Origin of the sequence: Psychrosphaera aquimarina, assembly GCF_032461525.1 — a bacterium.
Taxonomy (GTDB): Bacteria; Pseudomonadota; Gammaproteobacteria; order Enterobacterales; family Alteromonadaceae; genus Psychrosphaera; species Psychrosphaera aquimarina.
The window spans coordinates 426,252-447,235 of record NZ_JAWCUA010000003.1 but is presented as its reverse complement, the minus strand read 5'-3'; the positions used below and the strand labels follow the sequence as shown (position 1 = coordinate 447,235).

Sequence of the window (20,984 nt, the reverse complement as noted above, 5' to 3'; positions counted from 1 at the left end):
TCCTTAACTAAAAATGGTAATAGATTCGCGTACAATCATAATAGCCAATGTTATCCATGATAGGACAAAAATCGCGAATCGTAATCTAACAATATCCACTGTTGCTTGAACGAGAGAATGTACAATTCTAAATACCGCATACGCCCAAGCACAATACACATTAATCATATCAACATGCCCTAATATCGCGATCACGCCTGCAACGGCGTAAAATAGTGTGGGCTGTTCAAACAGGTTATTGTAGTTGTTTGAAATTCGATTAATTTCCGGTGGTAATAAATCTTTAAATTTTGACGTATCTTGCACTTTTTGTGGATGTATTCTTAAACGCACCATAGCTGGAATACGCGTAAATAGTACCCAAAGTGTTATAACTAAGGTTAATAAAGCAACGACCATGACAGGCTGAAGTAGGGCAGTAGCGTCCATAAATTTTCTTATGTATTACAAATAAAGTAAAACTATGCCACAAAACGCTTACATTCAATAATAACTAATACCAATTCCATGAAGTATTATTTGACTGACTATCAATAGCAGAACACAAGCTCAACATTAAATTGTGAAGTTAGGTTAACAACGGATGAAACTAGTTATGGGAAAGAGTCACTGACAAGCTACATTCAATGTGTTTTAACATTTGGCTAACAATTGTCGGGACAGCATGATGACCTTGAGTTTCACTCACATTTACTTTTATTGTAATGTCACAGTCGTCTAGCTTTAATTGCTGTTTGATATAAAAGTCTATGATGTCGTTAAAGTTAATATCCGTTAATGGCACCATGCCTATATATTGTTTTTTTTCTTCAACCTCTATGCAATAGGCATCCATCAGCTCTTTATTTAGAGTAAAACTTTGCATACGATTTAATGATAAAAAGCGAAATAATACGCTAATTTGATTGTCTTTCACGTTAACCTTTATGAACCCAAATTAAGGGGAAATTAAAAAATAAAATGAATATTAATTAGATTGGCTTTCTACATAACGTTTAATATCTTCTAGATCCGCTTGTAACATTTTCATCATCGATTTTTTAATAAACAAACTCATCACTGACGACAATACCTTAATCCAAAACGAGTCTGATGTGCCACTAAACGTCATGGTTAATACCGTCTGGTCGTCAATCGATTGCACTGACATTTTAGTAATATAAATAGCCCCATGATTTTCAGCCCGTGTGCAATAATAAGCTTGTTCTTGGCATTCGGTAATCCACATGGTTTCAACCGCATCTTTACCAAACATTAAACGGGTTTCTTGCCACTTTAATCCAACTAAACCAGATTCAGGTTGTTCCAATATGGTGAGACCTATGATGCCATTGATCATTTTGTCACAGTTATGAATATCAGTGATGGCACGCCAAACCTGATCTATAGAGCTATTAATGTTTACCGATACCGACAAATTCATACCACAACTTTCCATATATAGAATAAAATGTTGAAAAGTTAACTATACACCAAGGAATACAAAATATGGATTCGCTCTACATTAATGACAAGATTTACCATGTTTTTGTAAACGCCAGTAGTTGTAAGGCCAAGGCGTTAGAAAACCAACTAATAGTGAAATTGGGATCACCCACCAAGTTAAAATAGCACCACCTGTTAACGCATAATCCGTAATATTCATTGCCGCTTCCATGGCTAACATAGAGATAAAACTCATGCCAAATGCGGTTTTTAGGGCTTCAGGTAATGTGAAATTGGATCGCAGTAATATGATAGTTTCTAACATAATGCTGGTTAATAAGCCGTTAAACATAGCTAACATCATCACGGTCATAGTTGATAGGGTATGTTCAGTAAATTGAAAATACGCGATAGTGCCAAAATCACCAATCGCACAACCAATTAAACACCATTTGGTATTGTGGGCACTTTTAATCCAGTTACTTTTATTATTCCAAGCCAGTTTCATGCGCAAGCTCCTAGTGGTTTATATTTAGGTCTCATCATAAAACATAATACAAGTTAACCTGTTATATCTTCACTATTCATTGTTATACAATTTTCAGATCATCCAAACCAACACGTTTATTTTGATCTTTTAATGTGCGGAATTGGCTCGGTGTTAAACCCGTTGTTTTTTGAATTGGCCGCATAAGTGCGCAACACTGCTATAACCCAGTTTGTATGCAATTTCACTAAGGGAAAGTTCCTCGTAAAATAACATCTCTTTCACTTTCTCCACCCGTAAACTAATAAAGTAACCCTCTATGGTAATCCCTTCTACCGATGAGAATAGTTGACTTAAGTAGTTATAATCTCGTTGTATTCCAGTATGGATAAACTGAGAGAGCGTTTGTTTTTCAGTTTGAGTCTGTTGTTGCAGGTGGAGTAAACATAAACGTTTAATCTGCTCGATTATCTTGCTTTTATTGTCACTTAATATGGCAAAACCTAGATTCTCTAATGCTTGTAACAATAAGGTGTGATTGGCATCTGATAACTTATCGCCTTGATAATCAGCAAAGTCAATAACGCCCAAATCAATAGACAAATATGCTAACTCTAACGTTTTTAATACTTCGGCAACCGCTAAACAACAGCGGTGACACACCATATTTTTGATGTAAATTTTCATATTGCTATATTAAGGTCCATTGCAAAACAGATCTGTTAATGACGAACAAGAAAACGTCTGCCTATGATCACCATCAGAATCCCACCTAACACTAACAGTGACGAAGTAACCAATCTCATTGAAATCATTTCACTGACAAACAGTACACCACCTAATGCTGCTAAAATAGGCACTAACAATTGCAGAACAGCCGCTTGTGTTACCGTTAAATCTTTAAGCACTAAATACCAAATGGCATACCCCACCGCCGAAGTAACAGCACCGGATAAGATGGAGTAGATAATGCCCCAATTTGTTAATTGCGCATCGTGAACGGTAAATAAAATTAACACAACAACAAACGGTATTGTGCGTAAAAAGTTTGCGCTTGTGTCTAATATTGGTTGTTTAGAACCTCGGCCTAATAAGGTATATATTGCCCACGCTACGCCAGATAACGTCATCAATACAAAACCTAAAAAAGAGGGGTTGAAAGATTAGGCTTAACTAAATACACCACTCCAGAAAAAGCCACCAATATACCTAACCATTCTGAGTAGTGCAGTTTGTTACCATAAAGTGCACCTATCATAATCATGCTCAATTGCACCATGCCAAACAATATCAACGCACCGGTTCCTGTGTCTAACGAGATATACGCATAAGAAAAAGCAGCGGCGTAAACAAATAACATCAAACTCGCTAACCAGGTCTTAGTTGTATTCTGTTTAGTTAGCTGCTTTATTACCACAGCTCCGCTGCCTCTATTTCTATTTAACACTAAACTTATAACGATTAACGTCACTACCCCAGATAATAAACGGAGTGAGGTAAAGCTAGAGGCATCAATTAATCCTTGTCCCAATGCCAAACGACACAGCACTGAATTTCCAGCAAACGCTAACAAGGCAAAGCTGACATAAGTGAATAATTTAATAAATTGAATAGGCATAATAAACTTAATGAACGACACCAATTTATTGGAACAACAATTGGTGTCTGTGGATGAATGACAAGATGGGAATAACTAACTGACTAACAAATAATGCTACTCAGGATAACGATCAAACTTAGTGGACGCTTGACCTTCTTCAAACCAACATGCTTTTTCTTGGTAAAATATATTAGCCATAGGACGGATTTTGGGATCGCCATTTAGGTAACCTGCAGGGATCACCAAGGCAGAACCGTCTCGACTTAAATAAGGTACTTGAGAGCCGCAATTAGAACAAAAGCTATTACAAAAACGGATAGCCTGTGGTAAGTCGTAACGTTTAATCAGTTCTTGTCCAGATTGCCATTCTATTTTATCTGGGCTGGTAAAGATTAACGAGGCAAATGCCGAACCTGTTTTTTTCTGACACCGGTCACAATGGCACTGATAAAAACGTTTAAAAGGCCCTGTCACTTTACTTTCGACTTGCCCACATAAACAACTGCCGCTAATTGTATCTGTCATTGGTGTTTCACTCCGGTTATAAAGCACAGTGCATGCCTTAACGTTGTATTCTTTGTTTGTTCTAAGCTATTTAAAATAACCAATCACAACTGTTTTGCCAAACCTTTTACTGTGTTGTTCAGGTTTGTTTTTGTTTCCGTTATCCAAGTTGATCCATAATATCGGCTAACTTAGCCTGAATAGCGGTTAACCTTGGATTTTTGCTTTTTGACGTTATCGCATACAAGCTATAAATAAAGGCTCTGGTATTATGTAACTTAGCAAGACCTGCATTACTGCTATAAACTTTCGTCCAGTCTTTAAATGGCGTTGGGTCAGCAATCTGATCTAAAAAAGATATTAAGGTTTGTTCTGACAATTCCGTTCTTAACGTTAAATACACAAACGGCATGGCTAAACGTTTTGGTTCACCATAAATATAAAAGTGCTCTTGGCTTGGGGTTATTTGCATTTTAATTGCGTTTAACAACTGGTTTAATTGGCTTTTGGTGATATTTTTATTGAGGGCTAATTGCAAAAACACATCGGCCGTATGAGCAACCGCATGTCGCCAGCCATATTGGTCGTCAAACCCACGGTAATCGTTTATGTGTTGCATATATTGCGTGGTCACATCAACCACAGTTTGTCTTTGTTCAATGGTCAAGTAAGGACTGATGCGATCAACGCGAACCACTTCAGACAATACTAATGCCGCAAATGGCTGACGAAAGTTATCCGCATCACGGATATTTTTGTCCTTTACCTGTGAAGACAATTGCTCTGTTAATGCAGCAAACATGGTCTTTATCGTTTGAGTTGTTAATAACCCCTTGCGTAACCACTGGCTACTGGCTTCATACACAACGCCATCTCGGATCTTAGGGTTCGGGTGTCCCAAACAAGTTAATAATTTTATTGCGGTTTGATTTCGTTCCGCTTCTGAACTAATAACAAAATCATTGTCTTTTAGGGTTAATAAATCTTGATCTAAAAAGTGCTTATTGCATGAGGTTGCAGACACTATAGTTGGCAACATACATACAATGATCATGATAAAAATTTTATTCATATTTCTCATTTTCTCAGTGCTCCATTGCTGACCGAAACCGCAGCAATAACTAATTATTACCTTGTGCTAAACAAATTTAAACTTCAATTTGTTTACGCTGTGGCCTCTCAATAACAAGTTCAATGGCAGGTTTATAAGCTGAAACGCCAGGGATTATAATTTTGACCGCTGGCCACTTTTATTTTGACCGCCGTTCATTTTTGAGTAATTGTTAAACAGTAACAGATTAATAGTTAATCAACCTTGGTTTAAGAGTAAGCGTTTTTTTGCTGTTAGCGAGTAAACAAGTAGGTTTGAATAAACAATAAACACACAAGTACGGCACTTAACATTTTCCAAAAACCCACTGGGTTTCGTTCAATCAAAGGGGCCGATTCTATTTTGTTTACCATGCTCATATTGGGGGTGGTTAAATCTTTTAAAAATTCTGACAACGCCGTATAACGACTAGATATATTCGGTTGTGTTGCTTTTTGTAAAGCTAAATCCAACCAAACTGGAATATCTTTTCTGATACGTTTAGCAAAACGGTATTTCCATTGATCGTAGTTTGTCACTTGTTGGTACTGAATTAATGGCGTTTTAAAGGGCAATTCGCCGGTTAACATTTCATAAACAATTACGCCTAATGAAAATATATCTGAACGATGTACACCTTGTTGGCCTAAAAGATACTCTGGGGCAATATAACCAACTGCACCCGCTAACGTATCTTCAATAAGCGGTGAGTTAATTTCGGCTAATCCACTGACTTGCACAGTACCAAAGTCAATAAGCTTAATATTGCCATCATTATCTATCATGATGTTCTCAGGTTTTAAATCTCTGTGTACCATGCTTTGACGCTGGAATACCCGCAACGCAGCAATAATTTTTGCCGTCATTTCTCGTACCAAATTAAAACTTGGCTGCGGATTGTCATACATCCATTGCCTTAACGTAATCCCTTCAATGTACTCGCACACATGATATAAAAATGGGCTCTTTTTTTGATTATCCTTGTTTGCTCTTGGTTGGATTTTCATGATGGATTTATGATTAATACGACTACCAACCCATTGCTCACGAACAAAACCCTCTAAGTAGATTAAGTCTTCAGCAAAATTATCAGATGGTGCTTTTATCACTACTTTTTGGTCAGTATTTTTATCACGAGCTAAATAAACATGACTACGAGAACCACTATGGATCACCTTTTCAATGAAGTAATTATCGATAGTGACGCCAGCTTTCATCACTGGTGGAATTTTTAACGCGGTTAATTGTTGATGAACTTCGTCGATATCAATATTGGGGAGACTGTTAATTTCTGCTATCACACAACTTAAGTTGTCTTTACTGCCCGCTTCCTCAGCCTCTAAACATATTGCCGTCGCAATTTTTTCTAAACTAAGCTGCTGTTCTGATAAATGTTTACTTAGTTGTGTCTGATTTAATGAATCATGAACACCATCTGTGGTTAATAAAAAGCGGTCACCGAGTTGCAGTTCTCGTTGAAAAAAATCCACTTCTAAATGGCTGTCCATGCCTAAAGCACGGGTTAAAACACTGTTATTGTCGCTTGGAAAATAACAATGGTCTTTGGTTAACAACTCCAACTTACCTTGCCTAAATAGATATATTCGGCTGTCACCAGCATGACAAAAATAGGCAGTATTAGATTTAAATATGATGCCGCTAAAGGTAGTCACTAATTGATTTTGGCGACAACTGGCTTGTTGTCCATAATGAAATAACCAAGAGTTTAGGGAAGACAATACCCTTGCTACTGAGTCTTTTACCGACCAAGAATCTGGGGTACTGAAATAATCACTAATAAACGTTGTCACACTCGTATGACTAGCCTGTTGCGCGTTTTCGCTGCAACTTACGCCGTCGGCAATGCAAACAATACTGCCTTTTAACTCACGTGCAGAGCCATAAGGTTGTTGCGCGGCAAAGGCATCTTGATTTTGTACTTTAACCCCTTTATCTGAAAAGCCACCAAACAACACATCCAACATTTTGATAGACGAGTGTTTTTGTTGATCGACAGAGTCCTTTAGCGGACTCTGTTTTGACGTTGCAAAATCAGGCAATATCTTTGCTCTTTTGTTTTATCGTTAACGTATTAGTTACTGACAGAGATTAATTCAACAGTACCGTCTTCTTGTACTTCGGCTATATGACCTTCAGGCTCTTTCATTAATAATAGCGCAGCAAAACCAACCACTGCCGTTGCGGCTATAACCAAGAAGAAAGTACTATAATCAACTAGAGATAACACCGTTAAGTACACTACCGCCCCCACATTTCCGTAAGCGCCCGTCATACCAGCAATCTGACCAGTCATGCGACGTTTAATCAAAGGAACCGCAGCAAATACCGCCCCTTCTCCTGATTGCACAAAGAATGAACATGCCATTGCAGCAACAACCGCTAACCAGACAGGCCACGAGCTATCGACTTGTCCCATCACAAAATAGCCAATGGCTAAACCAGCGGTAAGGATTAATAAAACAGGTTTACGGCCAAAACGGTCCGACAACCAACCACCACCTGGACGAGACATTAAATTCATAAAGGCGTAAGCGGACGCCACCATACCAGCAACCACTGGGGTTAATTCAAAGGTTTCAGAAAAGAACAAAGGCAACATTGAAATAACCGCCAATTCAGAACCAAAAGTGGCAAAGTATAAAATATTTAACACCGCCACTTGTTTAAAGCTGTATTTATGAATTTCAGCAACGGGCTCAACAAAGATGTTTTTATTCACCTGCCATACATGGTAACTATCAAATAAATATAACGCGGCTAAACCAATATAAATGCCATTAACTAAAGTCTCACTGAACATATTAATGCCAGCGGGTGATAACTTCCAAGTTAACAGCGCTAACGCGCCGTACATAGGTATTTTCATTATCAACAATAGCCAAAAATCACCTTTAGACGTTACTTCCATCGCGCCAGCTTTTTTAGGTCGATAATAAGTAGATCCTTTTGGTGTATCCGATACATTTTTATAAAAGATAAAAGAATAAATCAAACTAACTAGGCCCGTTAAGCCCATTGCCCAGCGCCAACCATCTTCTCCGCCAAATACGCCAGCACAAATCGCAGCAACAGTAGGTAAGGTAAATGCAGCAGCGGCAGACCCAAAGTTACCCCAACCACCGTAAATACCTTCAGCAGTACCTAATTCATTATGTGGGAACCACTCCGACACCAAACGAATACCAACAACAAAACCAGCACCAATAAGCCCCAGTGCAAAACGAGCAATCGCGGCTTGGGTAAATGTATCGGCCATAGCAAAAGCAAAACAAGGAATAGAACAAATAGCTAAAAGGCCGGTGTATATTAATCTTGGTCCATATTTATCCGTTAACATACCCACTATGACACGAGCTGGAATGGTAAAGGCAACGTTTAAAATAAGTAACGTTTTGATTTCTGCCGTGGTTAATCCCAAAGATTCTTTTACTGCCATCAACATTGGAGCAAAGTTAAACCACACCATGAAGGTGATAAAAAATGCAATCCAACTCAGATGTAATATTTTCATTTTTCCTTGAAAGGAAAAGAGATTGAACTTGCTCGGTGTTTCATTTGCTGTCATGGGATTTCTCGTTTGTTCTACTTTTTTAGTCATAAAAAAAGCCACCCAGAACAAGTGATTCACTTGCCCATAGGTGGCTTCTTTGCCATATCTTCAACTGTAAACATAAACCTTTCGGCTTAATGCAGGTTAAAAAGCACCTTTAATGCCAAATATATAAATCGTAATATTAACAGTTAGTTATGTTTTTTTGGTGCCAAAATTTAAATACAGATAACCTTACATGCACAACAATGATCCAAGCTCGCACTGATACGGCGCATTAGAGTTATTTTGCATAACCAAACAATGGTTAGAATTGTTTTATTATTGTTTTTTTCTTATCAAATGCCCAGTACACTGGGGTTAATTTAATCTCGAAGGATCCATAATGAGAAACATCCTTATTATTTTGGCTCATCCCAATTTGGCAAACTCTCAAATAAACAGAACTTTTATCGACGCCATTGAACAAAATGACAAGGTAACCATTCACGACTTATACCTTACTTACCCAGATGGCGTGATAGACATTGATGCTGAACAAACAAAGTTATCCAGCGCAGACGTGGTTATTTTTCAACATCCTTTTTATTGGTATAGCGCCCCCGCAATCCTTAAAGAATGGTTTGATTTAGTATTACAGTTTAACTATGCCTACGGGCCTAAAGGTAATGCCTTAAAAGGTAAACAATGGTTAACCGTAATAACCACAGGCGGTAGTAAAGAAGCTTATTGCACCCAAGGTCATAATCGATTCACCATTCGCGAATTATTAACGCCATTTGATCAAACCGCGCATTTATGTGAAATGGAATTTTTACCGCCGTTTGTTGCTCACAGCGCTAGAAACTTAAGTAAAAATCCAGACAAGCTGAAACACTTAGCAGAGCAATATCAAAAATTTATTCATGAATTACAAGACGACAACTTTGATAGTGAATCCGTGAGTCACTTACAAACTTTAAATCAACGTTGGGAGCAATAACATGGAACATGGAAATTTGTTATTTGATGCCTTTATTTACTTATGTGCCGCGGTGATTTCAGTCCCTATCGCCAAGCGATTAGGTTTAGGTTCCGTCTTAGGTTATTTAGTGGCGGGGGTGTTAATAGGCCCATTTGTTTTAGGTTTTGTTGGCGATCAAACCAATGTAATGCACTTTGCTGAATTCGGCGTTGTCATGATGTTATTTTTAGTTGGTTTAGAGTTAAAACCAAGTTTGTTGTGGAAAATGCGTGGGCCAATTGTTGGAACTGGTGGCTTACAAGTCTTATTAAGCACAGCTGTGATCACTTTAATTGCCATGTATTTAGGGCTGATTTGGCAACAAGCTTTAGCCATAGGTATGGTCTTGGCTTTATCTTCAACGGCCATTGTATTACAGAGTCTGCAAGAAAAAGGGTTGATGAAAACATCCGCAGGACAGAGCGCTTTTGCTGTTTTGTTATTCCAAGATATTGCCGTCATCCCTATGTTAGCCATTTTGCCTTTATTGGCTGTTACCTCCCCTGAATTAACGGTAAACGCGGATGCATCCCAAGCAGGCTGGGTTAAAGGGCTTATTGTAGCAGGCGTCATAGCCGCGATAATCTTTGGCGGTAAATATCTGATGAATCCTATTTTTGGATTTATCGCTAAGTCCAAATTACGTGAGATCTTCACCGCGTCTGCTTTATTGTTAGTGATAGGTGTTGCACTAGCAATGCAAGCCATTGGGTTATCTCCTGCATTAGGTACCTTTATCGCGGGCGTAGTATTGGCAGAAAGTGATTTTCGCCATGAGCTCGAAAGTAATATTGAACCATTTAAAGGATTATTACTGGGTTTGTTTTTTATCAGCGTTGGTGCAGGTATCAACTTCGAACTTCTGCTTGCCGATCCGTTAGTTGTTATTGGCCTTACAGTCGCCTTGATCATTGGTAAGTTTCTGGTGTTATTTTTACTCGCCAAATCCAATAAATTAGCTAAACCAGACGCTTGGTTATTTTCCGTTGCCTTAGCGCAAGCGGGTGAATTTGCGTTTGTATTGTTCGCTTTTGCTAGTACCAGCGGCGTTTTACCAACAGGCTTAATTGGATTATTAACCTTGGTCGTTGCCAGCTCTATGTTATTAACCCCATTGATGTTAATTGTGAATGAGAAATACATATCACCACGTTTTGCTACCCATAAAAAAGAACAACGTCCTGCGGATGTTATCGACGAGGACAACCCAATTATCGTCATTGGCTTTGGTCGTTTTGGCCAGTCTGTCGGACGTTTATTATTAGCCAACAATGTTAAAGCAACTGTACTGGATCATGACGCGAGTCAAATTGAAATGGTACGTAAATTTGGCTTTAAAGTTTATTTTGGTGAAGGTGAAAGTGCAGAGTTATTACACAGCGCTGGCGCTGATACCGCTCAAGCCATTGTGGTTGCAGTTGATAATGTAGACAGCAGTTTAAACATAGTGCATATGGTGCAAAAACATTTCCCTCACTTAAAGATCTTAGCCAGAGCAATCAACCGATTACACGCCGTTGAATTACACCGTTTAGGGGTAAATGAAATAGAACGAGAAACCATGGCATCTGGTGCAGAACTTGGCGCAAAAGCGTTAGTTGCACTTGGTTGGCAAAGTAATATTGCCTACAGAACGAGTCGATTATTCAAAAAACACGATGACCAAAGTGTATTAGAACTGGCTGCATTTAATGGTGATGAACATGAATACATTTCCAAAACCAATGAAGCCAGACGTTTATTAGAAGAAACATTAAAACAAGATGGCACATGGCAACATGACGCTGATGAACACGCGTGGGAAAAACCGGGTAAATTAAAATAGAATTAAAATCATCCAAAATATATAGAGGAAAACACATGGTAGGCGAAACCAATTTAACAACATTATTAAAGTCTATGTCGCCAAAATTAATGACTGATGAATATGTATTTTGTTGTGTAACAGACAATCACATGGATTATCAAGCCTTGTCTCCATTAGCCACATTCCGTGAAACTGAGGGCTTAACGTTAGTCATCACTAAAGCGCAGGCAGAAGCAAATAATATCCCATTTGAATCTGTATTTAGTGGCATTACATTAACGGTTCATTCTAGTTTAGATGCCGTTGGTTTAACCGCTGCAGTAGCCAGTAAATTAGCTGAATATGAAATCAGCGCTAATGTTATAGCTGCGTATTACCACGATCATATTTTTGTACAAAAAGAGAAGGCTGAACTGGCGATCAAGGCGTTACAAGAGTTTTCTATTTAAACTCTACTCGTCATTTTAAAAAACGACTCTAAGGATGGCTAATCTCGACAAAGCCATCAGTACCTTAACGAATATGCAAACCAACTTGAATTGTGACAGGATTACTTGGAGTAGTGCTGTAGTTAAATAATATTTACTACAGCATGGATTTATTGAGCATTAATTAAAAAATAAACTAATGCTCGATAAACATAACGCTAATGAATTAGCGTGTAATAACATGCCAGATCACATAAAACCAAGATAAAAAGCCATGTAAAATGGCCCATAACACTGACTTATTTACGCTCCATGAAATAGCGATGGAGAGTGCCGTTCCAAATGTGATCCCGTACTTTGCAATTTCTTTTCCTGATTTTTCCATTAATCATCTTCCTAATTGTTATTTTTAATATGGTTTAAATGCGATAAACATCACGGGTTAGGTAAAGGCATATCGCGCACTAACCCGTTAACGTTAACAACCTTTTACATGGTTATTCTACCTGTATATTGACACAATATTGTGCCTCATTTGCTCTCTTTGGTATTTAAAGTGATTTGTACTCGTTTAAAAGTGAAAATATAGAGTCAAAGCCAACAAATGATATGAACGCCCTAATCCAAAGATTAAAATGCTATTTTCTAAGCGATGTTTTGTTTCGGTTAAACTGAAATAATCGTGTTCTCAGTTATAAATTCGGAATATTTAATGCTGCTATATCATTGCCACCCACTTTAAATAAAACTTAAACAATTTGTAAATTTAAAATAAGTTCTAGATTTTTAATCGAAGTTTAATTTGAAATATTGAGTGTAATTGTACGCTTTTACTCGTATTTTTGGCTTGTTTTAACTTTTGGGTTGAATGCTAGATATACACTTATCTCAGTGGATTCTGATTTGATATTTTGTCTTTTTGGTTAATTTTTTACAGGCTTTTTTGGGGATTAAGCTAGTAACTTTCTACAACTCGATAAGTTTGGTCGTCGTTTTAGTTGTAAGTTCTCACTGAAGTTTTGTAATACATGCTCATTACCTACTGCACCATGGAATACTGTGGTGAATTGCTTAGTCATTATTAACCAGCTCTCAGGCTCTATGTTTAAGCGTGTGAGTATACTTGGTAGGTTGTTGTCTATATGCCCTGCTTTATCTTCTCTTATGCAACGTCCTGTCACCTTTATGTCCATTAGGCGTTTTCTGTAAATAACGGTGGTTTGCTCTATGGTTAGAAGCTCTGATTGACTTAACGTATCACGTTCATTTTCTGCTAAGGACTGATATTTTTGTGTCAGTAATGTGCCTTTAAACACCTTATGCCAACGAGTTAGAACTTCTGTTGTATTCAAGTTAAGTGCTTGTTGTTCATTTACATGCAATACAAGGTGTGTGTGGTTACTCATGACTGCATAAGCACAGACTTCAATAGCAAATATTTGAGGGAGAAATAACAGCTTATCTTCTACCCATTGTCTTCTGTGCTCATAAGATTGATGGGTTTGTTTATCTTCACCACATAAAAATGCCCTACGAACACAACGAGAGATACAGTGATAATACGGCGTATCCGATAAGCTAATTTGAAGCTCTCTGGGTCTAGGCATAACAAAACACTCGTTGTATTAATATGGGTACAGGTGAGTTTAGTGCAGTTTAAATAACTGTCAAATTGAAGTGGGTGGCCTTGTTATTTGTGTCAAATTGAAGTGGGTGGCCTTGTTATTTGCCTTTGCAACTAGACTCCTTGAAACCGGTCATGACATAAGGGTCGTGCAGGAGCTATTAGGGCATGATGATGTGAAAACCACTCAAATTTATACCCATGTTTTAGGTAAACATAAATCAGGTGCCATTAGTCCGATGGATGTGAGATGAGATCATAAAGATAACCAGGTATTAAACACGGTAAACCGACGACGACCACTAAGATTAAAAAGCTGATTTTATCTAAACGGTCTTCTGAAATAGTAGGGCTAAAAATGGAGTCTCTAATTGTATCAACCCAAGCAATTAAGTGATGTTCTGTAAAAAATAAATACAACACAATCAATAATACGGGTGTGAGTATTGAAACATGAATAACTTTTGCTTTTGTACTCATTGTGTTTAAAGACAGGGTTTGTTTTGTATGTTCGCTGACGTCTTTTGACACGAGCTCGGTTATTGAACATTCGTAAACCGACGCCAATGACTTTGCTGACTCTTGTGATGCTATGCCTGTTTTTTCAATGCGTTGAATTGTCCTTAAGCTTAAACCAGATACTTCGGCAAGTTGGGTTTGACTCCACGCTCGGCTGTCTCGTTGATCTTTTAATGTTCTTTTGTTTAGTTCCATTTCCATAATTCAAAACCTCATAATTAGTGTGTAACCAATATGAAGACGTTTTGCCTTTTTATATACGACGTCGTTAAGCCAACCCCCTGTAATGAGTATGCCATAAATGTGACAAGATTGATGATTAAAGGTGAACAGGGGTTTTGAGGACAGAAAAAAAACTGGAGGTAAACTATGGTAACCCTTAGCGAGTAATGCATTAACAAATCTAAATGACTATTGGTTTTATTGGTTTGTGTATGCCGATAACATTGCATATGTGTCTTGTGGTTTAAACCTAAGTTATAGTCTATACATAATGCACTGTTCATTAACTATTGTAATAGTTCAGAGCCTCAGGCTGACCTTAACCTTGATACACCTCAATCAAAAATTGATTTCTAAATATATTCTTTAATTTGTGATTTTCAATATCCCTCAACAACAAGTTAATTGTTGTTGAGGTCATCCTTCTATCAACTACTGGTTGCGGTCGTTGTGCATAAATGTGGATAGGTCTTATCCCTATTCTGAAATGTCAGGATAGACTTATTTTTAATAATACCGGCATCTATATTTATCGACTTGCCTATTGTCTCATTGTCATACCAAGCATCACGTCCTGCTAAAACTATTGGTAAATAAACAATAAGCGCCGCTGAAATGGAACGGGTTGCACTTTCCCATAGGTAACTTGGCGTATGGTCTACCGCGTAATAATCCACTGTATTATATTTAAACATAGGCTGTTTAAAAGTGGTGGGTTTAGCAAAAAAGAACCCCATATTTTCGTCACAGCTAACATCAATGATCAAACTGTTCGGTTTAAGGCATGCCTGCTCTGACTCAACCACAAAATGGGTTGGTTTTTGGGTATTTTGAAAAGTACCATTGACGATAATGTCGGCCTCACTGATCAATTCAGTTAACGGTCTTGTTGTACCATCATGTTCCGACACCATCATCCGAGCTTCACCATGGTTTCCCGATCGGATCCTCACGTAATTACAGTCTAAAACTTCTTCTCGGACTTCATCTTCTACTCGCTGAATGCAGATGGTTATGTCCCTAAAACCATGCGCTTTTAACGCATAAATAGCACCTCGACTGACCGCACCAAAACCAAATATTATGGTTTTACGCTGATTACCATAATGACCATCTATGCCTTTGAGTTGCAAAGAATGTATGACCGCACAATAACCTGCCATCTCATTGTTTTTATAGAATGTATGTCTGCCTACTTGGCCGTTGGGTGCCCAAATAAACATATCCTCAAACGCAAGTAACGTTTGTTTGCGGTCGATGGCGGCTTGGGTAATTTCCGCTTGTTGCACACAATGTACATAACCCCAAAGCGTGCCCCCTTCACGTAATTCTTGTAAATCCGCTAATACCGGTTTTGCGATGATTACCGTGCCTACATCGGCTAATAACTCATGACGAGTTGCAATGCCTCCGCTTAACGCCGCTATTTCTGCATCGCTAATGCCAAAAGGTTCACCATAGCCTTGTTCAAATATCAGTTGTTTTCTTAAAGTTTCTGGAATTCGTGATAAATGCTCTGGATGAATTGGAAATCGTCGTTCATCCACTTTTTTTGACGTCCCAATGACGCCTATTTTTGGTATATACATGTGCCGTTTCCTTGTATGAATTTGTAAGGTGAGACGACATTGGCAAGATGCTTATCTTAACAATGGTCTTTTTTATACTGCTGGAAATGAAAGCGAACGTATGTACCGTTAGACGTCGCTTGAATTGGTGACTGAAAGGTCAGCCTAACGCTCCGCGTGTTTTAACATGTGCGGGCGATTTATCAGGAAGGACATGAATGCCTTAAAGAAATATCTTAAAAACTATATTCAACGACGTTTAATAATAAATTGTGTCACAAATGTTGTGACTTTCTGAAGGGTTCTCAGGTGCGAATTTAGCCATGGGGAGTATAACTCAATAATGGCTTGGTTATTGAGATAACAGCGATTAAAGCAAAATCTGTCAGGTTTGTAATAACAAACCTGACAAAACCAATATTAATTAAAAGTTATATCCCGTCCAAATCCATAACTTGTCGGTGTCAACTTTACCAGCTCCTTGATCACCCGCACTATACATAGCGTATTTAACGCCTACCGGAAAATCCGACACTTTTGTTGTATAAATAACATTAAGCTCTGTCCCTAGATCATCCACTGTAGCTGACGCTTCATCCGCGGCATAACTATGGAAGGTTGCTGACCATTTACCACCACCAGCTTTACCTGCAACCGTCGCATACATATCATTTAAACCAACCCCCGGCGTACCAAGGAATTGATCTGACCAACCATTAAATTTGTGCAAGGTTGCCAAAGGTGTGGCAAAACCAACTTGGCCGTTATCTGACCCTAGTGATTCATAACCCGCTGTTAGTTTAAGGCCATTAAATGTGGTTCCAACTTCACCCAACATGTAACTCGTATCAAACTCTGCACCACCCGTTTCTGAGGTTTGTGTGGCAAACTCTACGGTATAGCTGAGCTTGTCCTTCGCCCCAACTAAACGTGCGCCCCAAGTGTTTAACGCATTGTCCGTTCCATTGTCGACTTCTAACAAATAGCCGTAACCAGTAACTGTGCCAAAGTCGGTTTTTAACGAGGCATTTAATAAATGATCATTTGAATCTATGTCTTTATCATCGGCAAATATACGATTACGTTTGTTGATATAGCTATAACTTAACTTTACCTTTTCAGAAGCCGCATAACTTGCACTTAACGCATCAAAGGTTTGTTTATCATTCCGAAAACCAACATGACCAATAAAGCGGTGGTTATCCATAGTAATAACCTGACGACCTAATTTTAGGTTTATCTTATCTTGACTGTAACCAATGTAGGCTTGATCTAATTCCGTTGAATCAGGGTCAGCAATCACAGAATAACCAACACCATCACCGATGGCATTGTTGTAATCACTGATTAAAGCGAGTGAATTTTCTAATTCAACAAAGCCATAAAAACCATTATGAGCATTGGTTTTAAAATTTGCTTTAGTACGCAAGGTAAATGCGGTGGCGTCATCCAGTGCATTATCTTGGCTTACCGTTTCAAAACGTAAACGTAAGTCCACATTGGCTTTACCTAGGCTAGTTTCAATTGTGGCATAAGAAGCGGTAGTGACCAGTAATGGTATCAGTGTCGCCAGTTGTTTTTTGTTCATAATTATTCCCGAATTAATTATTTAGATTATTATTTTTGTTGTTTGAAATATATTCGTTGTTAAGCCACGTTTGTTGCTGAGCTACTCGTTTCTGTTTTTGTCTTTGAAATGCTTTCCACTTTGCGTTGTTTTTCATAAAGGAAAGTTAACACTTCCGAACGGTATTGGTTATAAATTGGATCTTTAGCTAACTCTAATCGGCTACGTGGTCTTTCTAAATTAATATCCAATATCTCGCCAATCGTCGCCGCCGGACCATTGGTCATCATAACTATACGGTCAGATAACAAAACGGCTTCGTCGACATCATGGGTGATCATGATGACGGTATTATTTAACTCATCTTGAATTTCCATTAACGAGTCCTGCATATGCGCACGTGTTAACGCATCTAATGCGCCAAAAGGTTCATCCATCAACAGTACCTCTGGCTGCATAGCTAATGCTCTTGCTATACCAACACGCTGTTTCATACCGCCAGATATTTCATCTGGGCGTTTGTGCATGGCATGATCCATATGAACCAATTTTAAGTTGTATTCAATCCATTCTTGCATTTCTTTCGGTGATTTGGTTTTGGCAAACACCTGTTTTACCGCCAGCTCCACATTTTGATAGGCCGTTAACCAAGGCAATAAAGAATGATTTTGAAATACCACCGCACGTTCTGGCCCGGGTTGATTAACTTCTTTTCCGTTTAAAATAACACCGCCACTGGTTGCCTGATATAAACCAGCAACCACATTAAGGACTGTGGATTTTCCACAGCCTGAGTGCCCTATTAACGAAATGAATTCACCTTTATTGATCTTCAAATCCACTTCTTTTAACGCGGTAAAGTCACCTTTAGGTGTTGGAAACACCATGTCTATTTTACTAATATCTAACAGTAAGTTTTTTGTAAGACTCATTTTGTGCTCCTTAATTAACGTACTTCTGTTGTTTTATCCCAAGACAAAACACGCTGGAGTTGCAACATAGTTCGGTCTAATAAAAAGCCGATTAATCCAATCACGATAACGGCCGTCATAATCCGACTTAACGAGTCAGAGCTGCCATTTTGGAATTCATCCCAAACAAATTTTCCTAACCCGGGATTTTGCGCCAGCATTTCGGCCGCAATTAATACCATCCACGCAATTCCAAGTGATAAACGCATTCCGGTGAAAATGGCTGGAATAGACGCAGGTAATACAATTTTTTGAATATGGGTTAATGCAGGTAGTCTTAACACTTTACTCACGTTTACCCAGTCGCTGTTTAACGACGCAACTCCCACAGACGTGTTAATTACCATTGGCCAAATGCAACACAAGGTCACTGTGATCATGGAAACAATGAATGACTTTGCAAACATAGGATCCGTTGAGGTGTATACCGCACTCACCACCATAGTAACCAAAGGCAACCATGCTAAAGGGGAGACAGGCTTAAATATTTGAATTATTGGGTTTACTGCTGTGTTTAATGACTTGCTTAACCCTATGGCAATACCAAGTGGAATCGCAATAACCGCGGCAACCAGAAATCCACTTAACACAGTAATTAAACTGGTGAATATCTGATCGACAAAGGTTTCCCTGCCTGTGTAGGTTCGGGTTTTAACTTGATAATTGGGATCTTTAGCTAATCTAGCCTGATTTCTATTATCTTGACGCTCATAAAAAGCGCTTTCTTTTGCTCTGCTTTCAACATGTTCATTATACAAATTGCCCACTTGGGTCATGACTTGCGCAGGCCCAGGAAATTTACCTAATGAGGTATCTATATTATTCGCGCCCACCGTCCAAAACAGTAAAAAGACCAAAATTCCAATGGTAGGTAAAGTCACGGTTTTAAAGAAGTGAATAACAAAAGGCGGTAACTGCGCTTTTATTACAGATTCATTTTTTCGAGTTATAAGTTGTGCAATCAAACTAGACATAATGAACTCTCTATTTGTTAAAAATGAGGGAGCAAATCAAACCAATTTACTCCCATATTTAAGTTAAATTTTATCTTTGGCTTTTAAGCCGATAGTGAATTTATTAATGTATTCATTTGGTTTTTTACCGTCATACACTATGTTGTCTATGAAGTGTGTTTGAGGCTCACGGTATCCATCTTCGCCTTGTAAATCGGAAAACTCAGAGGCAGGTACCATTTTTTCTTCTATTAATGATTTCACCGCGGCCATATAAATGTCTGGGCGATAAACTTTTTTAGCGACGTCGGCATACCAAGCGTCGGTTTGCTCATCACTTATTTGTCCCCAACGACGCATTTGCGTTAAATACCAAATCGCATCTGAATAATATGGATAAGTAGCGTTGTAACGGAAAAACACATTAAAGTCTGGCACTTCACGTACATCACCCTTTTCATATTCAAACGTTCCCGTCATGCTGTTTGCGATCACTTCATAATCCGCTCCAACATAATTAGATTGAGATAAGATCTTTACCGCGGCAGGACGATTAACATTGCTCTTTTCGTCCAACCACATGGCAGCACGAATAAGCGCGCGAGTTAAACGTATTGTGGTATTCGGGTATTTCTCAGCAAAGGCTTTGGTGATACCAAATACTTTCTCTGGATTGTTTTTCCAAATTTCGTAATCGGTCACAACCGGAACACCAATCCCTTTAAATACAGCTTGTTGATTCCAAGGTTCACCAACGCAGTAACCGTAGATCGTTCCGGCTTCTAATGTGGCTGGCATTTGTGGAGGAGGAGTTACTGACAACAATGCTTGAGCATCAATTTTTCCTGATGTATCCCCTTTATGTGGTGCATAAAAACCAGGATGAATGCCACCGGCAGCTAACCAATAACGTAATTCATAGTTATGAGTCGAAACCGGAAATACCATGCCCATGTTAAATGGCTTACCAGCGTCCATATACTTTTCAACTACAGGTTTTAATGCATCTGCTTTAATCGGGTGAACAGGGCGTCCATCTGCCATTTTAGGAATATTTGGCTTCATTTCTTTCCAAATTTCATTGGATACGGTAATAGCATTACCATTTAAGTCCATTGAAAATGGGGTGATGATCTCCGCTTTAGTGCCATAACCTATAGTGGCTGCAATCGGCTGACCCGCCAACATATGCGCACCATCTAATCGGCCATCAATAACCCCATCTAACAGTACTTTCCAGTTAGCTTGAGCTTCAATGGTGACGTACAAACCTTCGTCTTCAAAGTAACCATTTTCATAAGCAATGGCGATTGGTGCCATGTCGGTTAATTTGATAAAACCAAATTTAAGTTCTTCTTTTTCTGGATAACCCAATTCTGCATTGGCACCAAAACTAATAGACGTTGCCACTAAACTGGTGGCCGCTATCAGTGTTTTAATTGTATTTAACGGGTTTGAAAAAGACGTCATTGCCTTTTTAAACGGTACTTTACTGGATAGTGATATTTTCATTATTATTTTCCCATGTATTTATAATTCACACCGGCAAAACAATTGAAGTTGGACTCATTTGAAAACCATAAACCACGCCATTCAAACCAGCTTAAAAAAACTAAAGCCCAGAAACCAAAAAACCACCGTTCAA

Annotated in this window: 22 protein-coding genes and 1 pseudogene; 4 read left to right on the top strand and 19 right to left on the bottom strand. The window is 38.5% G+C overall.

The annotated features are described in order from the left end of the window. Positions 1-3: 3 nt before the first annotated feature. The 11 genes from RT723_RS05250 to RT723_RS05200 form a co-directional block, all read right to left on the bottom strand. Complete coding sequence (locus RT723_RS05250; RefSeq protein ID WP_315946149.1) at positions 4-429, bottom strand: MAPEG family protein; 426 nt, start codon at positions 427-429, stop codon at positions 4-6. Between the two features lie 160 nt (positions 430-589). After that, positions 590-916 carry a hypothetical protein gene (locus RT723_RS05245; RefSeq protein ID WP_216055232.1) on the bottom strand — a complete coding sequence of 109 codons (327 nt, stop codon included), beginning with the start codon at positions 914-916 and terminating at the stop codon, positions 590-592. A 51-nt stretch (positions 917-967) separates the two neighbouring features. Next, positions 968-1,423 carry an SRPBCC family protein gene (locus RT723_RS05240; RefSeq protein WP_315946148.1) on the bottom strand — a complete coding sequence of 152 codons (456 nt, stop codon included), beginning with the start codon at positions 1,421-1,423 and terminating at the stop codon, positions 968-970. Between the two features lie 81 nt (positions 1,424-1,504). Beyond that, the gene (locus RT723_RS05235; RefSeq protein WP_315946147.1) at positions 1,505-1,933 is read right to left on the bottom strand and encodes a DUF4396 domain-containing protein; all 429 of its coding nucleotides are present in this window, start codon (positions 1,931-1,933) and stop codon (positions 1,505-1,507) included. A 153-nt stretch (positions 1,934-2,086) separates the two neighbouring features. After that, positions 2,087-2,599, bottom strand: a complete 513-nt coding sequence (locus RT723_RS05230) for a helix-turn-helix domain-containing protein (RefSeq protein WP_315946146.1) — start codon at positions 2,597-2,599, stop codon at positions 2,087-2,089. A gap of 35 nt (positions 2,600-2,634) precedes the next feature. Further along, the gene (locus tag RT723_RS05225; RefSeq protein WP_315946145.1) at positions 2,635-3,042 is read right to left on the bottom strand and encodes an EamA family transporter; all 408 of its coding nucleotides are present in this window, start codon (positions 3,040-3,042) and stop codon (positions 2,635-2,637) included. A gap of 11 nt (positions 3,043-3,053) precedes the next feature. Further along, positions 3,054-3,530 (bottom strand): hypothetical protein, encoded by a 477-nt coding sequence (locus tag RT723_RS05220; protein ID WP_315946144.1) that lies wholly within the window; start codon positions 3,528-3,530, stop codon positions 3,054-3,056. A gap of 96 nt (positions 3,531-3,626) precedes the next feature. After that, the gene (locus RT723_RS05215) at positions 3,627-4,037 is read right to left on the bottom strand and encodes a GFA family protein (protein WP_315946143.1); all 411 of its coding nucleotides are present in this window, start codon (positions 4,035-4,037) and stop codon (positions 3,627-3,629) included. Between the two features lie 139 nt (positions 4,038-4,176). Beyond that, positions 4,177-5,088: a DUF2785 domain-containing protein gene (locus RT723_RS05210; RefSeq protein ID WP_315946142.1), complete on the bottom strand. Its 912-nt coding sequence runs from the start codon at positions 5,086-5,088 to the stop codon at positions 4,177-4,179. 272 nt (positions 5,089-5,360) lie between these two features. Then, positions 5,361-7,166 (bottom strand): bifunctional protein-serine/threonine kinase/phosphatase, encoded by a 1,806-nt coding sequence (locus RT723_RS05205; protein WP_315946141.1) that lies wholly within the window; start codon positions 7,164-7,166, stop codon positions 5,361-5,363. Positions 7,167-7,198: 32 nt separating this feature from the next. Beyond that, complete coding sequence (locus RT723_RS05200; protein ID WP_315946140.1) at positions 7,199-8,725, bottom strand: NarK family nitrate/nitrite MFS transporter; 1,527 nt, start codon at positions 8,723-8,725, stop codon at positions 7,199-7,201. 337 nt (positions 8,726-9,062) lie between these two features. Between RT723_RS05200 and RT723_RS05195 the strand changes: the two genes are divergently transcribed. Genes RT723_RS05195 through RT723_RS05185 form a run of 3 tightly spaced genes read left to right on the top strand, consistent with a single transcriptional unit; the run spans position 9,063 to position 11,936 of the window. After that, positions 9,063-9,659, top strand: coding sequence for an NAD(P)H-dependent oxidoreductase (locus tag RT723_RS05195; protein WP_315946139.1), 597 nt, complete (start codon positions 9,063-9,065; stop codon positions 9,657-9,659). Between the two features lies 1 nt (position 9,660). Beyond that, positions 9,661-11,505, top strand: coding sequence for a monovalent cation:proton antiporter-2 (CPA2) family protein (locus RT723_RS05190; RefSeq protein WP_315946138.1), 1,845 nt, complete (start codon positions 9,661-9,663; stop codon positions 11,503-11,505). 35 nt (positions 11,506-11,540) lie between these two features. Continuing rightward, on the top strand, positions 11,541-11,936 hold the full coding sequence (locus RT723_RS05185; protein WP_315946137.1) for an ACT domain-containing protein: 396 nt from the start codon (positions 11,541-11,543) through the stop codon (positions 11,934-11,936). 205 nt (positions 11,937-12,141) lie between these two features. Here the strand turns inward: RT723_RS05185 and RT723_RS05180 are convergent, their stop codons facing one another. Both RT723_RS05180 and RT723_RS05175 read right to left on the bottom strand, forming a co-directional pair. Next, complete coding sequence (locus tag RT723_RS05180) at positions 12,142-12,300, bottom strand: hypothetical protein (protein ID WP_216055242.1); 159 nt, start codon at positions 12,298-12,300, stop codon at positions 12,142-12,144. Between the two features lie 565 nt (positions 12,301-12,865). Then, complete coding sequence (locus RT723_RS05175) at positions 12,866-13,522, bottom strand: hypothetical protein (protein WP_315946136.1); 657 nt, start codon at positions 13,520-13,522, stop codon at positions 12,866-12,868. A gap of 121 nt (positions 13,523-13,643) precedes the next feature. Between RT723_RS05175 and RT723_RS05170 the strand changes: the two are divergent. Next, positions 13,644-13,793 (top strand): annotated as a pseudogene (locus RT723_RS05170) (tyrosine-type recombinase/integrase); the annotation flags it as partial. Here RT723_RS05170 and RT723_RS05165 read toward each other — a convergent pair. The 6 genes from RT723_RS05165 to RT723_RS05140 all read right to left on the bottom strand — a co-directional run bounded on the left by RT723_RS05165 (position 13,771) and on the right by RT723_RS05140 (position 20,809). Beyond that, positions 13,771-14,259 (bottom strand): helix-turn-helix transcriptional regulator, encoded by a 489-nt coding sequence (locus RT723_RS05165; RefSeq protein WP_216055250.1) that lies wholly within the window; start codon positions 14,257-14,259, stop codon positions 13,771-13,773. The pseudogene RT723_RS05170 and the gene RT723_RS05165 overlap by 23 nt on opposite strands. A gap of 449 nt (positions 14,260-14,708) precedes the next feature. Next, positions 14,709-15,869: a N(5)-(carboxyethyl)ornithine synthase gene (locus tag RT723_RS05160; RefSeq protein WP_315946135.1), complete on the bottom strand. Its 1,161-nt coding sequence runs from the start codon at positions 15,867-15,869 to the stop codon at positions 14,709-14,711. Positions 15,870-16,272: 403 nt separating this feature from the next. Further along, on the bottom strand, positions 16,273-17,436 hold the full coding sequence (locus RT723_RS05155; RefSeq protein ID WP_315946134.1) for an alginate export family protein: 1,164 nt from the start codon (positions 17,434-17,436) through the stop codon (positions 16,273-16,275). A gap of 59 nt (positions 17,437-17,495) precedes the next feature. Next, complete coding sequence (locus tag RT723_RS05150) at positions 17,496-18,347, bottom strand: ABC transporter ATP-binding protein (protein ID WP_216055254.1); 852 nt, start codon at positions 18,345-18,347, stop codon at positions 17,496-17,498. Between the two features lie 14 nt (positions 18,348-18,361). Continuing rightward, the gene (locus tag RT723_RS05145; protein WP_428983597.1) at positions 18,362-19,360 is read right to left on the bottom strand and encodes an ABC transporter permease; all 999 of its coding nucleotides are present in this window, start codon (positions 19,358-19,360) and stop codon (positions 18,362-18,364) included. Positions 19,361-19,423: 63 nt separating this feature from the next. Further along, a complete protein-coding gene (locus RT723_RS05140; protein WP_315946309.1) occupies positions 19,424-20,809 on the bottom strand; it encodes a CmpA/NrtA family ABC transporter substrate-binding protein in 1,386 nt (461 codons plus the stop codon). Positions 20,810-20,984 lie beyond the last annotated feature (175 nt).

Bases quoted from the DNA above. Each gene is read 5' to 3' on its own strand.
- RT723_RS05220 (WP_315946144.1), bottom strand. From the start codon at position 3,530: ATGCCTATTCAATTTATTAAATTATTCACTTATGTCAGCTTTGCCTTG.
- RT723_RS05140 (WP_315946309.1), bottom strand. From the start codon at position 20,809: ATGACGTCTTTTTCAAACCCGTTAAATACAATTAAAACACTGATAGCG.
- RT723_RS05195 (WP_315946139.1), top strand. From the start codon at position 9,063: ATGAGAAACATCCTTATTATTTTGGCTCATCCCAATTTGGCAAACTCT.
- RT723_RS05210 (WP_315946142.1), bottom strand. From the start codon at position 5,088: ATGAATAAAATTTTTATCATGATCATTGTATGTATGTTGCCAACTATA.
- RT723_RS05250 (WP_315946149.1), bottom strand. From the start codon at position 429: ATGGACGCTACTGCCCTACTTCAGCCTGTCATGGTCGTTGCTTTATTA.
- RT723_RS05150 (WP_216055254.1), bottom strand. From the start codon at position 18,347: ATGAGTCTTACAAAAAACTTACTGTTAGATATTAGTAAAATAGACATG.
- RT723_RS05145 (WP_428983597.1), bottom strand. From the start codon at position 19,360: ATGTCTAGTTTGATTGCACAACTTATAACTCGAAAAAATGAATCTGTA.
- RT723_RS05185 (WP_315946137.1), top strand. From the start codon at position 11,541: ATGGTAGGCGAAACCAATTTAACAACATTATTAAAGTCTATGTCGCCA.
- RT723_RS05240 (WP_315946148.1), bottom strand. From the start codon at position 1,423: ATGAATTTGTCGGTATCGGTAAACATTAATAGCTCTATAGATCAGGTT.
- RT723_RS05180 (WP_216055242.1), bottom strand. From the start codon at position 12,300: ATGGAAAAATCAGGAAAAGAAATTGCAAAGTACGGGATCACATTTGGA.
- RT723_RS05230 (WP_315946146.1), bottom strand. From the start codon at position 2,599: ATGAAAATTTACATCAAAAATATGGTGTGTCACCGCTGTTGTTTAGCG.
- RT723_RS05165 (WP_216055250.1), bottom strand. From the start codon at position 14,259: ATGGAAATGGAACTAAACAAAAGAACATTAAAAGATCAACGAGACAGC.
- RT723_RS05155 (WP_315946134.1), bottom strand. From the start codon at position 17,436: ATGAACAAAAAACAACTGGCGACACTGATACCATTACTGGTCACTACC.
- RT723_RS05160 (WP_315946135.1), bottom strand. From the start codon at position 15,869: ATGTATATACCAAAAATAGGCGTCATTGGGACGTCAAAAAAAGTGGAT.
- RT723_RS05200 (WP_315946140.1), bottom strand. From the start codon at position 8,725: ATGACTAAAAAAGTAGAACAAACGAGAAATCCCATGACAGCAAATGAA.
- RT723_RS05225 (WP_315946145.1), bottom strand. From the start codon at position 3,042: ATGACGTTATCTGGCGTAGCGTGGGCAATATATACCTTATTAGGCCGA.
- RT723_RS05190 (WP_315946138.1), top strand. From the start codon at position 9,661: ATGGAACATGGAAATTTGTTATTTGATGCCTTTATTTACTTATGTGCC.
- RT723_RS05235 (WP_315946147.1), bottom strand. From the start codon at position 1,933: ATGAAACTGGCTTGGAATAATAAAAGTAACTGGATTAAAAGTGCCCAC.
- RT723_RS05215 (WP_315946143.1), bottom strand. From the start codon at position 4,037: ATGACAGATACAATTAGCGGCAGTTGTTTATGTGGGCAAGTCGAAAGT.
- RT723_RS05175 (WP_315946136.1), bottom strand. From the start codon at position 13,522: ATGCCTAGACCCAGAGAGCTTCAAATTAGCTTATCGGATACGCCGTAT.